The following is a 13,086-nucleotide window of genomic DNA, read 5'->3' as shown; positions in this document are numbered from 1 at the left end:
TTGCCATAGCGCGCGCCGACGAAGTCGGCGACCGAGGTGATATTCTGCGATTTCGCGATGCCGACAATGCGCGACACGAAGCGGTGGCCGAAGCCGATCACCAGGATCGGCCCGACATAGATGCCGAGAAAATCGAGCCCGGCGCGGCTAGCGAAGCCGACCGAGCCGTAGAAGGTCCAGGAGGTGCAGTAGACGCCGAGCGCCAGCGCATAGATCGTCGCGCGCGCCCTGCCCCCGACGAGGCGCCGGCCCGAGGTATCGGCGGCATGCGCGATCGCAAACAGCGCGCACAGATAGGCCAGCGCCACGAGGACCACGGACCAGGCGGGGATCATTCTGCCTCCATTGGAGCCGCGTCACCGGCCGGACCTTAGAGGAGGTGATCGAAGCGAGGAAACAGGTTTCCACAACGCCGCGTCTTCCTCTAGCGTCGCCACACAGACGCGCGCCTGGCCGGGCAGGGCCGGCCGACCATCACCGGAAAGGGAAGAAGCATGCTCGAGGAATTCAGGAAGTTCGCGCTGAAGGGCAACGTCGTCGATCTCGCGATCGGCGTGATCATCGGCGCAGCCTTCAGCAAGATCGTCGATTCTCTCGTCTCCGACATCATCATGCCCTTCTTCGGAGCGCTCGGCGGCCTCGATTTCTCGAACTACTATGTCGGCCTGAACAGCAGCGTCACCGCTCCGGTCCTCGAAGAGGCCAAGAAGCAGGGCGCGGTCCTGGCCTATGGCTCCTTCATGACCGTCGCGCTGAACTTCCTGATCATCGCCTTTGTGCTGTTTCTGGTGGTGAAGGGCATCAACCGTCTGCGCCATAACGAGGCGGCGAAGCCCGCGGCGCCGACCCCGCCTGCAGCGGATGTGGTCCTTCTCACCGAAATCCGCGACCTGCTGAAGCAGAAGACGGTCTGACCGGCGCGCGACCGGTCGCGTCGATTCATCACCGCGACCGATCGACCTGATATCGCGAATTCATGTCTGCATGCGCCGTCATCGGCTAAAGCAGTGTGGTCAAATCGCGAGGTCTTCAAACGATGTCCACCGCTCCTGTCGCCGGCACCAGCCTTCTGCCGTCGCTGCGCCCCGAGGCGCGCCAAGCACCCGAAAGCGGCATCGTCGAGGTCGTCAATCACGGCCGCCTCAAGGAAGGCCTGATCCCGCTCTGGGTCGGCGAGGGTGATCTACCGACACCCGACTTCATCGCGCGTGCGGCCAACGCCTCGCTCGCGGCCGGAGAGACCTTCTACACCTGGCAGCGCGGCATCCCGGATCTGCGCGAAGCGTTGGCGCGCTACCACACGGCGCTCTATGGCCGGCCCTTCACGATGGACTCCTTCCTCGTCACCGGCTCGGGCATGCAGGCGGTCCAGATCGTCGTGCGCATGATCACCGGGCCGGGCGATGAGGTGGTCATCCCGACCCCGGCCTGGCCGAACGTCGCCGCTGCCATCGGCGTCGCCGGCGCGATTCCGGTCAACGTGCCGATGGATTACGTGCAGGGTCGGTTCTCGCTCGATCTCGACCGGCTGGCCGCCGCCATCACGCCGAAGACGCGCGCCATCGCCATCAATTCGCCCGCCAATCCGACGGGCTGGACGGCGACGAAGGACGAGCTGTCGGCCATCCTCGCTCTGGCGCGCAAGCATGGCCTCTGGATCATCGCCGACGAGATCTATGCCCGCTTTGTCTATGACGGCGCCGCCCGCGCCGCCTCCTTCCATGACGTGATGGAGCCGGAGGATCGCATCCTCTTCGTCCAGACCTTCTCGAAGAACTGGGCCATGACGGGCTGGCGCATCGGCTGGATCGAGGCGCCGCCCGCCTTCGGCCAGGTCATCGAGAACCTGATCCAGTACTCGACCTCGGGTTCGCCGGTCTTCGTCCAGCGCGCCGCCATCGCGGCCCTCGACGAGGGCGAGCCCTTCGTCGCCGAGCAGATCGCCCGAGCGGCGGAAGGCCGGCGGATCATCGCCGAGGGGCTGAAGGCGACGAACCGCGTGACTCTCTCGCCGCCGGACGGTGCCTTCTACCAGTTCTTCTCGGTCGACGGCCGGGAAGACAGCCGCGCCCTGGCGATCGAACTGGTCGACAGGGCCAATGTCGGCCTCGCGCCCGGCACGGCCTTCGGGCCCGGCGGCGAGACGGGGCTGCGCCTCTGCTTCGCCCGCAAGGCCTCCGATCTGGTCGAAACCGTCGCGCGGCTGCAGCGCGCGCTCGCTGGCTGAAGACGGCTGGCGCGCCGACATTCAGGCTCTTCGCGCATGCCGGCCGTGCGTGGCGCGGGTCGCACGCGAAATTGACCCCGGCGCGCCCTGTCGCCATGACAGCGAGGCTGCGTCGCAGCGGCGCGGCGGAGCATCATGGCGGGCACGGGTCATCCTTCGAAGACGTTGACGGTCCTGTCCCGCGAGGCGGTCGTCATCGCCATCGCCGCCGTCGGGGGCGCGCTGTTCTCGCTTCTCGGCGCTCCGGCCGCCTGGCTCTCCGGCGCGATGATCCTCAGCGCCGTGGTGGCGCTGGTGCGGCCCCTGCCGGCGCTGCGCCGCTCCTGGTTTGATTCGACCGTACTGCTCTCGGGCACCATCATCGGCTCGGCCGCGACGCCCGAGGCGCTGGCCGCGGCGGTGCGCTATCCGGCCTCGCTGATCATCCTGCTCTTCGCCATGGCCGGCATCATGGCCGCCACCGGCGCCTATCTGCGCTATGTCGCGCGCTGGTCCTGGCTCGACGCCCTGCTGGCGGCAGCGCCGGGCGCGCTGGCGACGGTGCTCGCGGTCGCGCAGTCGAAAGGCGCCGATATCGGCCGCATCTCCGTGGTCCAGCTCTTCCGCCTGCTCGTTCTCGTCGCGCTGCTGCCCAGCCTGATGCAGCTGACGGGGCTGCACCCCGCCATAGCGCCACCACCGGCGAAGATCCTCGAGCCCTGGACGATGCTGCTGCTGCTGCTCGCCGGCTTCGGCGTCGGGCTCGTCTTCGACCGGATGGGCGTCGCGGCGCCGATGATGTTCGGCGCGACGCTCGCCAGCGCCGTGGCGCATGGCAGCGGCCTCGTCGAAGGCAGCCTGCCGCCGGCGGTGCAGATCGCCGTACTGGTCATGCTGGGCTCGACCATGGGCGGGCGTATCGGCACGATTCCGCGGCGAGAACTGCTGGGACTGTTTCCGCTGGCGGCCGGCGGTCTGCTCGTCTCGCTCGGCGTCGCCTTCGCCTTCGCCTGGCCGGCGGCTCTGCTCGCCGGCGTCTCCTACGCCGATTCGATGACCGCCTTCGCGCCGGGCGGCCTCGAGGCCATGGCGATGCTCGCCTTCGCGATGGGGCTCGACACGCTCTATGTCGGCACCCACCACCTGATGCGCTTCCTGATCATCGGCTTCGCGATGCCGTTCCTGCTCGACCGAATGCCGGGCCGGCCGCCGGAGCGCTGAGCCGGTTGTGCCTCGCGGTCAGGCGCGGGTCGCAACCCCGGGCCAGACGGCTCCATTGGTGTTGGTCATCACCGCATAGAGCGAGCTGGTGCCGCAGATGAACAGGCGGTTGAGCCTGGGCCCGCCCCAGCAGACATTGGCGACGACCTCGGGGATTGCGATCTGGCCGATCAGGGTCCCGTCCGGATGGTAGATGTGGACGCCGTCGGCGGCGCTGGTCCAGATCCGGCCCTCGACATCGAGCCGGAAGCCGTCGAACAGGCCGGCCGTGCAGGTGGCGAAGATACGCGAGTCCGTCAGCCGCGTGCCGTCGGCCGAGACCTCGCAGGCGCGGATATGGCGCGGCCCGTGGACCGGATCATGGCTGGCGCCGGTATCGGCGATGTAGAGGATGCGCTCGTCGGGCGAGAAGGCGAGCCCGTTCGGCTTGACGAAATCTTCGGCGACGAGGCTCAGCGCGCCGCTCTGCCCGTCGATCCGGTAGACATGGCAGGCGCCGATCTCGCTCTCGGCCTTGTTGCCCTCATAATCGCTGAGGATGCCGTAATCGGGGTCGGTGAACCAGATCGACCCGTCCGACTTCACCACGACGTCGTTGGGCGAGTTCAGCCGCTTCCCCTGCCAGTGGCTCGCCAGCACCGTGACGGAGCCGTCAGGCTCGGTGCGCGTCACCTGCCGCCCGCCATGCTCGCAGGTGACGAGCCGGCCCTGGGGATCGACCGTGTTGCCGTTGCTGTTGCGTGCCGGCTGCCGGAACACGCTCGCCTGCCCGCTCATCGCGTCGAAGCGCAGCATCCGGTCGTTGGGGATGTCCGAGAAGACCAGCGTATTGTGGGCCCGGAACCAGGCCGGCCCCTCTGCCCAGCGCGAGCCGGTCCAGAGGCGCTCGACCCGGGCGGAGCCGGGAATGACGCGGTGGAAGCGCGGGTCGAGCACGGTCGAGCCCGTGCCTTCGAGGATGCCGAACATGAACCTGTCTCCGCCTGCGTGCTACCGATGCGCCCGCCCTACACTTACAGCGTCAGCCCGGCGTCCCAATAGGGCGTCTGGCCGTAGAGCTCGGCGAGATAGTCGACGAAGGCGCGCACCTTCTGCTCCATGTGCCGGCGGCTCGGATAGACCGCGTGAATGGCGACGCGGCTGCCGACCGAATAGGCCGGCAAGACTCGCTGCAGCGCGCCCGATTTCAGCTCCGGCCCGACATCCCAGGTCGAGCGCAGCGCGATGCCGAGCCCCGCCAGCAGCGCCTCGCGCACCACTTCGCTCGAATTCGTCCGCAGCGGGCCGGCGACGCGCACCGTCACCGGCCCGGCGGGGCCGTCTAGCCTCCAGTGGTCAGTGTTGTGGGCGATCAGCGTGTGGCGCGAGAGGTCCTCGATCGTCGCCGGAACTCCAGCCGCCGCGAGATAGCCCGGCGTCGCGCAGAGCACGCGATGGTTCGGTGCCAGCCGCTTCGCGACCAGGCTCGAATCCCTGAGATCGGCGATGCGGATGGCGAGATCGAAACCCTCGCCGACGATGTCGATGAAGCCGTCCGTCAGCACGAGTTCGACGCTCACCAGCGGATGGGCGTCGAGAAAGGGCTTGAGATGCGGCGCGATGTGGAGCCGCCCGAAGGAGGTCGGCGCCGAGACGCGCAGCGTGCCGCGCGCCTGTCCGGCCCCGCTGGCCACCCAGGCCTCGGCATCCTCGATCGAGGACAGGATTGAGACCACCCGCTCATAGAAGCCCTGTCCGGCCTCGGTCAGCGAGAGCTGCCGGGTCGTGCGCTGCAGCAGCCGCACGCCCAGCCGCTCCTCGAGCCGGCGGATGCGCTTGGAGATGACCGCCGGCGACAGGTTGAGCTGCCGCCCTGCGGCCGACATGCTGCGCGCCGTCACGACATGGGCGAAGACATCGAGGTCGCCGAACCGGTCCATGGCTGCACAGATCCCCCGCCGATTTTTTCGGCTATGGAAAAGATCATGCGCGTCGGTCGCACTGCAAGTCGTTTCGAATTGGTCTAGAGTTTTGCAGGGCCGCCCCTGAACCCTCATCCTGAGGAGCCGCGAAGCGGCGTCTCGAAGGATGCTCCAGCGCGCTCTGGATCATCCTTCGAGACGCGAGCTTGGCTCGCTCCTCAGGATGAGGGCCGCGGGTTGCCGGTGACTTAGGAGTGTACGATGTCCGCCATCGCCTTTCCGCTGCCCGATCCGGGCATCCTGGCGCGCCGCGAGGAGATCGTCGCGGGCCTCGCCCGGCTGGTCGCGCCCGATGCGCTGATCACCGCCGAGGACGAGCGCCGCCCCTATGAGACGGACGCGCTCACCGCCTATCGGCGCCTGCCGCTGGCGGTCGTGCTGCCTTCGACGACGGCGGAGGTTGCGGCGGTCCTGAAATTCTGCGGCGAGCAGGGCGTTCCGGTGGTGCCGCGGGGCGCGGGCACCTCGCTCGCCGGCGGCGCCATCCCGCAGGAGGATGCCGTCGTCATCGGCGTCTCCAAGATGAACCGCATCCTCGCAATCGACTACGCCAACCGCACCGCGAAGGTGCAGGCCGGCGTCACCAATCTCGCCGTGACCGGCGAGGTCTCGACCGAGGGTTTCTTCTACGCGCCCGACCCGTCCTCGCAGCTCGCCTGCTCGATCGGTGGCAATATCGGCATGAACTCCGGTGGGGCGCATTGCCTGAAATACGGCGTCACCACCAATAATGTGCTCGGCGTCACCATGGTGCTGCTCGACGGCAGCATCGTCGAGATCGGCGGCGCCCATCTGGACGCCGCCGGCTACGACATCCTCGGCCTGATCAACGGCTCCGAGGGCCAGCTCGGCATCATCACCGAGGCGACCGTGCGCATCCTGCGCGCGGCCGAAGGCGCCAGGCCCGTGCTGTTCGGTTTCCCGACCAGCGAGCAGGCCGGGGCGGCGGTGGCGGCCATCATCGGCGCGGGCATCATCCCCGTCGCGATGGAGTTCATGGACAAGCCCGCCATCGAGATCTGCGAGGCCTTCGCCCATGCCGGCTATCCGATGGATGTCGAGGCTCTGCTGATCATCGAGGTCGAGGGCTCGGACATCGAGATGGATGCCCAGCTCGCCCGCATCGTCACGATTGCCCGCGAGCATGGCGTCAAGACGGTGAAGGAGAGCAAATCCGCGATGGAGGCGGCCGCGATCTGGAAGGGCCGCAAATCCGCCTTTGGCGCGACCGGCCGCATCGCCGACTACATCTGCATGGACGGCACCATTCCCACCGGGCAGCTCCCTTACGTGCTGCGCCGCATGGACGAGATCGTGAAGGGCTATGGCCTGCGCGTCGCCAACGTTTTCCACGCCGGCGACGGCAATCTCCACCCGCTGATCCTCTACAACTGCAACGACCCCGTCGAGGCGCAGAAGGCGGAGGACGCCGGCATGGATATCCTCAAGCTCTGCGTCGAGGTCGGCGGCTGCCTGACCGGCGAACACGGCGTCGGCATCGAGAAGCGCGACCTGATGAGCTTCCAGTTCAACCCGGAGGATCTGAACCAGCAGATGCGGGTGAGGGCGGTGTTCGACCAGCGCTGGCTGCTCAACCCGGCGAAGGTGTTCCCGCTGGAAGGGCGCGTGGCGGCCTAGATGTCTTTCCGGGGCTCGCGAAGCGAGAACCCGGAACCCACGACCGTCTCGCTCGGAGCCTCGCTTGCTGGAAGGATATCCTTCGCTCATGTTGACTGGCGTCGTGTTCATGGGTTCCGGGCTCACGCCTGCGGCGTGCCCCGGAATGACGCGGAGACTGTCGCATGCCGTTCCACGTCTATCTGCTTGCGAGCAGCAGGGATGGAACACTCTATCTGGGCATGACGCGCGATCTGGCTCGACGGGTCCACGAACACAAAAGCAAGGTGCTGCCGGGCTTCTCTCGGAAGTATGGAGTCGATCGTCTCGTCTGGTACGAGGAGCATGCGACCGCGCGTGAAGCGATCGATCGCGAGAAGGACATCAAGGCGTGGCGTCGACAATGGAAGATCAATTTGATCGAAGAGAACAACCCCGACTGGATGGATCTGTACCATCTCCTGTCCCGGTGAACCTCCACCGTCATTCCGGGGCTTCGCGCAGCGAAGAGCCCGGAACCCATGAACACGAGGCTGAACACGCCGGCGCCACGGATCTCCACTTCTGCAGAACTGACCGCGAAAAACGGTCTGGAATCCGACGCTTTTCGCTGTCCCGCAGTGACGGTGGAGCGCGTCGATGACCCTCCACATGCCCACCACCGAGGCGCAGGCCTGCGCCGTCGTGAAATCCGTGCTCGACAGCGGCGTTCCCCTGTCGATCGGCGGCGGCGGCACGCGGGCCGGGCTCGGGCGGCCGACGCAGACGCAGAGCACGCTCTCCAGCGCCGGCCTCACCGGCATCACGCTCTATGAGCCGGCCGAAATGGTCATCGCCGCGCGCGCCGGCACGCCGCTGGCCGAAGTCGAGCGCACACTGGCCGAGCGCGGCCAGATGCTGCCTTTCGAGCCCATGGACCATCGCGCATTGCTGGGCACGCAAGGCGAGCCGACCATCGGTGCCGTCGCGGCCGGCAACATCTCCGGCTCGCGCCGGATCAATGCCGGCGCCGCGCGCGATTCCCTCATCGGCATCCGGCTGGTGAACGGCCGCGGCGAGGCGATCAAATCCGGCGGGCGGGTGATGAAGAACGTCACCGGGCTCGATCTGGTGAAGCTCGTCGCCGGCAGCTACGGCACGCTCGGCTTCCTCACCGAGGTCACCTTCCGCGTGCTGCCGAGGTCGGAGCGAATCCTGACGCTGGTCTGGCGCGGCCTCTCGGACGAGGCGGCGATCGCGCTGCTCTGCACCGCATTGGGCTCGCCCTATGAGCCCTTCGCCGCCGCGCATCTGCCGGCCGGCCTCGGCGCCGACCAGCCCCGCACGCTGCTGCGGCTGGAGAACTTCTCCGACTCGATCGACTATCGCAGCCGCGAACTGGTCGCGCTGCTGGCGGCCCATGGCGCGCCCGAGCGGATCGAGGGCGAGGCCTCGGTCGAGCTCTGGCGCGATGTGCGCGACGCCCGTTTCTTCGCCGGCACCGACGAGGCCGTCTGGCGGCTCTCGGTCGCGCCGACCAACGGCCCCAAGGCGACCGCGTCCATCGCGGCGCGGGTGCCGGGCGCGCGCTGGTTCTACGACTGGGGCGGCGGGCTGGTCTGGCTCGCGGTGCCCGCCGGCGGAGATGCCGGGGCGCGCGAAATCCGCGCCGCGATCAAACCGCTCGGCGGCCATGCCACGCTGGTGCGCGCGCCGGCCGCGATCCGCGCGAGCGTGCCGGTGTTCGAACCGCTGGCCGAGCCGCTGATGCGGGTGACGGCGGGCATCAAGACGAGCTTCGATCCGGCAGGCATCTTCGAGCCGGGCCGGATGTATGCGGGGATGTGAGCTGATGTCCGACAGCATGACGGGCCGCGCCCTTACCCCTCCCCCTCGTGGGGAGGGGCAGGGGTGGGGGGCGAATGACCGGGTGAGCGCTGAACCCAGTCGTTCGCCCCCCCTCTCTATCTCTCCCCCACCAGGGGGGAGAGAAGGGCCTCGCTCGGCATCGTCTCATCACACGACTGCGGTCGCGCCGCATTCCAGAGCGTAATCATGCAAACCAATTTCAGCCCCGCCCATCTCGCCTCGGACCCCAGGCTTCCGGCCTCGGAGAAGATCCTGCGGACCTGCGTGCATTGCGGCTTCTGCACCGCGACTTGCCCGACCTATCTGCTGCTCGGCGACGAGCTCGATTCCCCGCGCGGCCGCATCTACCTGATCAAGGACATGCTCGAGAACGGCAAGCCGGCGACCGCGGAGGTCGTGAAGCATGTCGACCGCTGCCTCTCCTGCCTCTCCTGCATGACGACCTGTCCCTCGGGCGTGCACTACATGCACCTCGTCGACCATGCCCGCGCCCATATCGAGGAGACCTATGAGCGCTCTTGGCATGACAAACTGCTGCGGCGGGTGCTCGGCGCGATCCTGCCCTATCCCGGCCGTTTCCGCGTCGCGATGCTCGGCGCGATGCTGGCCAAGCCGCTGGGGCCGGCGCTCGGCGCTCTGCCGCTGGTCGGGCCGCGGCTGAAGGCGATGCTGGCGCTGGCGCCCGCCAGGCTGCCCTCGCGCTCGCCGATGGAGGGGCCGCAGAGTTTCGCCCCCATCGTCGCGCCCGCGGGCAAGCGCGTCGCCATCCTCTCGGGTTGCGCCCAGCCGGTGCTCGACCCCGCCATCAACGAGGCGACGATCCGGCTGCTGACGCGCCACGGCGTCGAGGTCGTGCTGCCGAAGGGCGAGGGCTGCTGCGGCGCGCTCGTCCACCATATGGGCCGCGAGCACGACGCCCACGCCTTTGCCCGCGCCAATATCGACGCCTGGACGGCCGAGATCGAGGGCAAGGGGCTCGACGCGATCCTGATCACGACCTCGGGCTGCGGCACGACGATCAAGGATTACGGCTTCATGTTCCGCAACGAGCCGGCCTATGCCGCCAAGGCGGAGCGGGTGTCGGCGCTGGCGAAGGATGTCACGGAGTTCGTGGCCACGCTGGATCTCATGCCGGCGCGGGACGTCGCCATGCCGATCGCCTACCACTCGGCCTGCTCGATGCAGCACGGCCAGCAGCTCAAGGATGGGCCCAAGCGCCTGCTCTCGGGCGTCGGCTTCAGCGTGAAGGAGGCCCCTGAGGGCCATATCTGCTGCGGCTCGGCCGGCGTCTACAACATCCTCCAGCCGGAGATCGCGGGCCAGCTGCGCGAGCGCAAGGTCGCCAACATCCAGAAGACGAAGCCGATGCTGGTCGCCACCGGCAATATCGGCTGCATGACCCAGATCGCGAAGGGCTTCGCCGATCGCGGCGCCACCACCCCGGTGGTCCACACCGCCGAACTGCTCGACTGGGCGACCGGCGGACCCTTGCCGGAGAAGCTGGCGCAGGCGGGCATCGCGGATCGCCCCCTGCGCGAGGTGGCGCGGGTGGCTGCGGAGTAGTCAGTCGCGTTCTGCGGGCCCACGCTCGGGCGGGTCGCGTTCGGGCAACTCGTCGCCCGCAAGAGGAGGCCGGTCCGGAACTTTCGCCAGGACAGCCAGCATGTCGTTACGGCTGGCGCCGTCGGCCCGCCGGCGAAAGAAGTCGGCCGCAGTTTCGGTCGCCGCCACCTGCTGCGCAACGGCCACTGAAATCCAGTGGTTCAGGGAGACACCATCCTGCTTCGCCAGCCGCTGTGCCTCGCGCTTGAGCGATGCCGGCAGCTTCAAGGCATAGGAGCCTGCACTCATCAGATCATCTCCTTCAACAGATCGCCGGGGGTGAGAATGCGAATTCCGAAGCGCTCGGTCACCCCGGCGAAATCACGCAGGTTGTGCGTGACGATTGTTGCGACACGTCCATTCGTAGCGGCTTCCAACACAAGGTCGTCAGCCGGGTCGCGCAACTGTGGTCGCCAGCGGAACCAGATTTCGACCGGATCACTGACGGCCGCGAGGCCCGCGAGATAAACGTCGATATCCGCGTTCGACAGTCCATGGACAGCCTGTTGGGCCGGACGCTTCAGAACGTCCTCATATTCCAGAAATAGCGCATGGCTCACCGCAGGAACCAGCAGGCCCCTGCCGATACCTACGAGAAGCGCATGGCTTGCCCCGGTTCGGCTTCGGAAGCCGGAGACCATCACCGATGTGTCGAGCACGACCCGCAGCATATCGGATAGCATATCACAGGTGATATCAACTCTGCCACCGCTCAAGGACGCCTTGCTCCTCGGTGGCGACCGGGCTAACCGACGGGCTCTCCCTTTTCGTCGTGAGATCGAGACCGCCTCCATGTCCGTGGACAAGCCCGCCCCCGCCAAGCTGAAGGCCCGCCAGCCGCGCGGCTTCATTGATCGTGGCCCGGCCGATGTCGCCGCCACCGAGCGCATGCTGGCGGTGATCCGCGAGAGCTTCTCGCGTTATGGCTTCGATCCCGTCGAGACGCCCTTCATCGAATACACCGACGCGCTCGGCAAGTTCCTGCCCGATCAGGACCGTCCGAATGAGGGCGTCTTCTCCTTCCAGGACGATGACGAGCAGTGGCTCTCGCTGCGCTACGATTTGACCGCGCCGCTCGCCCGCTATGTCGCGGAGAATTACGACGCGCTGCCGAAACCCTATCGCAGCTACCGTGCCGGCTACGTCTTCCGTAACGAGAAGCCGGGCCCGGGCCGCTTCCGCCAGTTCATGCAGTTCGACGCCGACATCGTCGGGGCGGGTTCGGTCGCGGCCGACGCCGAGATCTGCATGCTCGCCGCCGACACGATGGAGGCGCTCGGCATCAGGCGCGGCGACTATGTCGTCAAGGTCAACAACCGCAAGGTGCTCGACGGCGTGATGGAGGCGATCGGTCTCGGCGGCGAGGAGAATGCCGGCCGCCGGCTGACCGTGCTGCGCGCGATCGACAAGCTCGACAAGTTCGGGCCGGAGGGCGTGCGGCTGCTGCTGGGCGAGGGGCGCAAGGACGAGAGCGGGGATTTCACGAAGGGCGCGGGGCTGAGTGCTGAGCAGGCAGACCGGATCATCCTGCTGACTGGGCAAGTAACGTTCCGTGAGAACGCGCCTGTCAACTCTTCAGCGTCCGATGGTACGTGGCCGTCGGACAGCATGACGCTTGGGTTTGCAAAAGAAGCGGTCGCAGGTTCGGCGCGAGGGCTGGAAGGGGTCGAAGAACTCGCGCAGATCGCTGCGCTACTGCGGGCCTCTGGCTACGGCCCCGACCGCATCCGCATCGACCCCTCCGTCGTCCGCGGCCTCGAATACTATACCGGACTGGTCTACGAGGTTGAACTGACCTTCCCGGTCACCAATGAGGACGGCCAGGTCGTGCGCTTCGGCTCGGTCGCGGGTGGCGGCCGCTATGACGGACTGGTCGGTCGCTTCCGGCCCGAGCCCGTGCCGGCGACGGGTTTCTCGATCGGCGTCTCCCGGCTCTACACCGCGCTGAAGGCGGTGAAGTCGCCGATCGTCGATGCCAGGAACGAACTCCCGCTCGTCGTCGTCACCGCGATGGACAACAAGTCGCCGGAGTTCATGCCGGGCTATCAGGCCTTCGTCTCGACGCTGCGCCAGGCCAAGGGCGAGGGCGACAAGCCGCTCTGCCGCGCCGATCTCTATCTCGGCGCGTCGGGCTTCAACGCCCAGATGAAATATGCCGACCGGCGCGGCGCGGTCTGCGCGATCATTCAGGGCTCGTCGGAGCGTGATGCCGGCACGGTCGTGATCAAGGACCTGATCCTCGGCGCCGAACTCGCCGCCGCCTCCCGCGACGTCAAGGATTCCGCCGAGCACAAGGCCAAGCAGGCGGAAGCGCAGTTCTCCGTGCCGGTCGAGGGGCTGGTCGAGGGCGTGAAGACGGTGCTGGCAAGGCATGTTTAGCTCCCTTCTCCCCTTGCGGGAGAAGGTGCCGGCAGGCGGATGAGGGGTCGCGCTGCCCTCCGTCATCAACTCACTTGCGCTTCGCGTGTTGACAGACGGAGGTCACGGATGTTTGCGTTTGCGATGACGATGAGTTTTCGCATGACTGCGGTGATGGCGACGATCGGTTTTTTGCCGTGTTGGCAGAGCCTTTCGTAGAAGTCGCGCAGGGCGCGATTGTGCCGAGCGGCGACGAGGGCAGCCATGAAGAGA

13 protein-coding genes and 1 pseudogene are annotated in these 13,086 nt (G+C 67.5%); 8 read left to right on the top strand and 6 right to left on the bottom strand.

Going from position 1 to position 13,086, the window contains the following annotated elements:
* A partial coding sequence (locus Q8M82_RS01540; protein ID WP_305689627.1) for a hypothetical protein occupies positions 1 to 335 on the bottom strand: 335 nt, incomplete at its 3' end.
* Between the two features lie 159 nt (positions 336 to 494).
* On the opposite strand from Q8M82_RS01540, the gene mscL reads away from it, so the two are divergent.
* The 3 genes from mscL (at position 495) to Q8M82_RS01525 (ending at position 3,427) form a co-directional block, all read left to right on the top strand.
* A complete protein-coding gene (gene mscL / locus Q8M82_RS01535) occupies positions 495 to 914 on the top strand; it encodes a large conductance mechanosensitive channel protein MscL (protein ID WP_305689626.1) in 420 nt (139 codons plus the stop codon).
* A 122-nt stretch (positions 915 to 1,036) separates the two neighbouring features.
* Positions 1,037 to 2,227: a pyridoxal phosphate-dependent aminotransferase gene (locus Q8M82_RS01530; protein ID WP_305689625.1), complete on the top strand. Its 1,191-nt coding sequence runs from the start codon at positions 1,037 to 1,039 to the stop codon at positions 2,225 to 2,227.
* 165 nt (positions 2,228 to 2,392) lie between these two features.
* Complete coding sequence (locus Q8M82_RS01525) at positions 2,393 to 3,427, top strand: AbrB family transcriptional regulator (protein ID WP_305689624.1); 1,035 nt, start codon at positions 2,393 to 2,395, stop codon at positions 3,425 to 3,427.
* Positions 3,428 to 3,445: 18 nt separating this feature from the next.
* Here Q8M82_RS01525 and Q8M82_RS01520 read toward each other — a convergent pair whose 3' ends face one another.
* Both Q8M82_RS01520 and Q8M82_RS01515 read right to left on the bottom strand, forming a co-directional pair.
* Positions 3,446 to 4,396: an SMP-30/gluconolactonase/LRE family protein gene (locus Q8M82_RS01520; RefSeq protein WP_305689623.1), complete on the bottom strand. Its 951-nt coding sequence runs from the start codon at positions 4,394 to 4,396 to the stop codon at positions 3,446 to 3,448.
* A 44-nt stretch (positions 4,397 to 4,440) separates the two neighbouring features.
* Positions 4,441 to 5,346, bottom strand: a complete 906-nt coding sequence (locus Q8M82_RS01515; protein WP_305689622.1) for a LysR family transcriptional regulator — start codon at positions 5,344 to 5,346, stop codon at positions 4,441 to 4,443.
* A gap of 243 nt (positions 5,347 to 5,589) precedes the next feature.
* On the opposite strand from Q8M82_RS01515, the gene Q8M82_RS01510 reads away from it, so the two are divergent.
* The 4 genes from Q8M82_RS01510 (at position 5,590) to glcF (ending at position 10,416) form a co-directional block, all read left to right on the top strand.
* Positions 5,590 to 7,026: an FAD-binding oxidoreductase gene (locus Q8M82_RS01510; RefSeq protein ID WP_305689621.1), complete on the top strand. Its 1,437-nt coding sequence runs from the start codon at positions 5,590 to 5,592 to the stop codon at positions 7,024 to 7,026.
* A 164-nt stretch (positions 7,027 to 7,190) separates the two neighbouring features.
* Positions 7,191 to 7,478 carry a GIY-YIG nuclease family protein gene (locus Q8M82_RS01505; RefSeq protein ID WP_305689620.1) on the top strand — a complete coding sequence of 96 codons (288 nt, stop codon included), beginning with the start codon at positions 7,191 to 7,193 and terminating at the stop codon, positions 7,476 to 7,478.
* A 166-nt stretch (positions 7,479 to 7,644) separates the two neighbouring features.
* Positions 7,645 to 8,832, top strand: coding sequence for an FAD-binding protein (locus tag Q8M82_RS01500; RefSeq protein WP_305689619.1), 1,188 nt, complete (start codon positions 7,645 to 7,647; stop codon positions 8,830 to 8,832).
* A 207-nt stretch (positions 8,833 to 9,039) separates the two neighbouring features.
* Entirely contained in the window at positions 9,040 to 10,416 is a 1,377-nt protein-coding gene (gene glcF / locus Q8M82_RS01495; RefSeq protein WP_305689618.1) for a glycolate oxidase subunit GlcF, read from the top strand.
* Here glcF and Q8M82_RS01490 read toward each other — a convergent pair whose 3' ends face one another.
* Positions 10,417 to 10,704 carry a pilus assembly protein HicB gene (locus tag Q8M82_RS01490; RefSeq protein ID WP_305689617.1) on the bottom strand — a complete coding sequence of 96 codons (288 nt, stop codon included), beginning with the start codon at positions 10,702 to 10,704 and terminating at the stop codon, positions 10,417 to 10,419.
* The gene (locus tag Q8M82_RS01485) at positions 10,704 to 11,171 is read right to left on the bottom strand and encodes a putative toxin-antitoxin system toxin component, PIN family (RefSeq protein ID WP_305689616.1); all 468 of its coding nucleotides are present in this window, start codon (positions 11,169 to 11,171) and stop codon (positions 10,704 to 10,706) included. Before Q8M82_RS01485 ends, Q8M82_RS01490 begins: the two co-directional genes overlap by 1 nt.
* A gap of 76 nt (positions 11,172 to 11,247) precedes the next feature.
* On the opposite strand from Q8M82_RS01485, the gene hisS reads away from it, so the two are divergent.
* Positions 11,248 to 12,834 carry a histidine--tRNA ligase gene (gene hisS / locus Q8M82_RS01480; protein WP_305689615.1) on the top strand — a complete coding sequence of 529 codons (1,587 nt, stop codon included), beginning with the start codon at positions 11,248 to 11,250 and terminating at the stop codon, positions 12,832 to 12,834.
* A 65-nt stretch (positions 12,835 to 12,899) separates the two neighbouring features.
* On the opposite strand, the pseudogene Q8M82_RS01475 reads toward hisS, so the two are convergent.
* A pseudogene (locus tag Q8M82_RS01475) lies at positions 12,900 to 13,086 on the bottom strand (IS110-like element ISMno29 family transposase); the annotation flags it as partial.

It is taken from the genome of Allobosea sp. (genome assembly GCF_030694325.1).
Lineage (GTDB): Bacteria > Pseudomonadota > Alphaproteobacteria > Rhizobiales > Beijerinckiaceae > Allobosea.
This window is presented reverse-complemented; position numbering and strand designations above follow the sequence as displayed.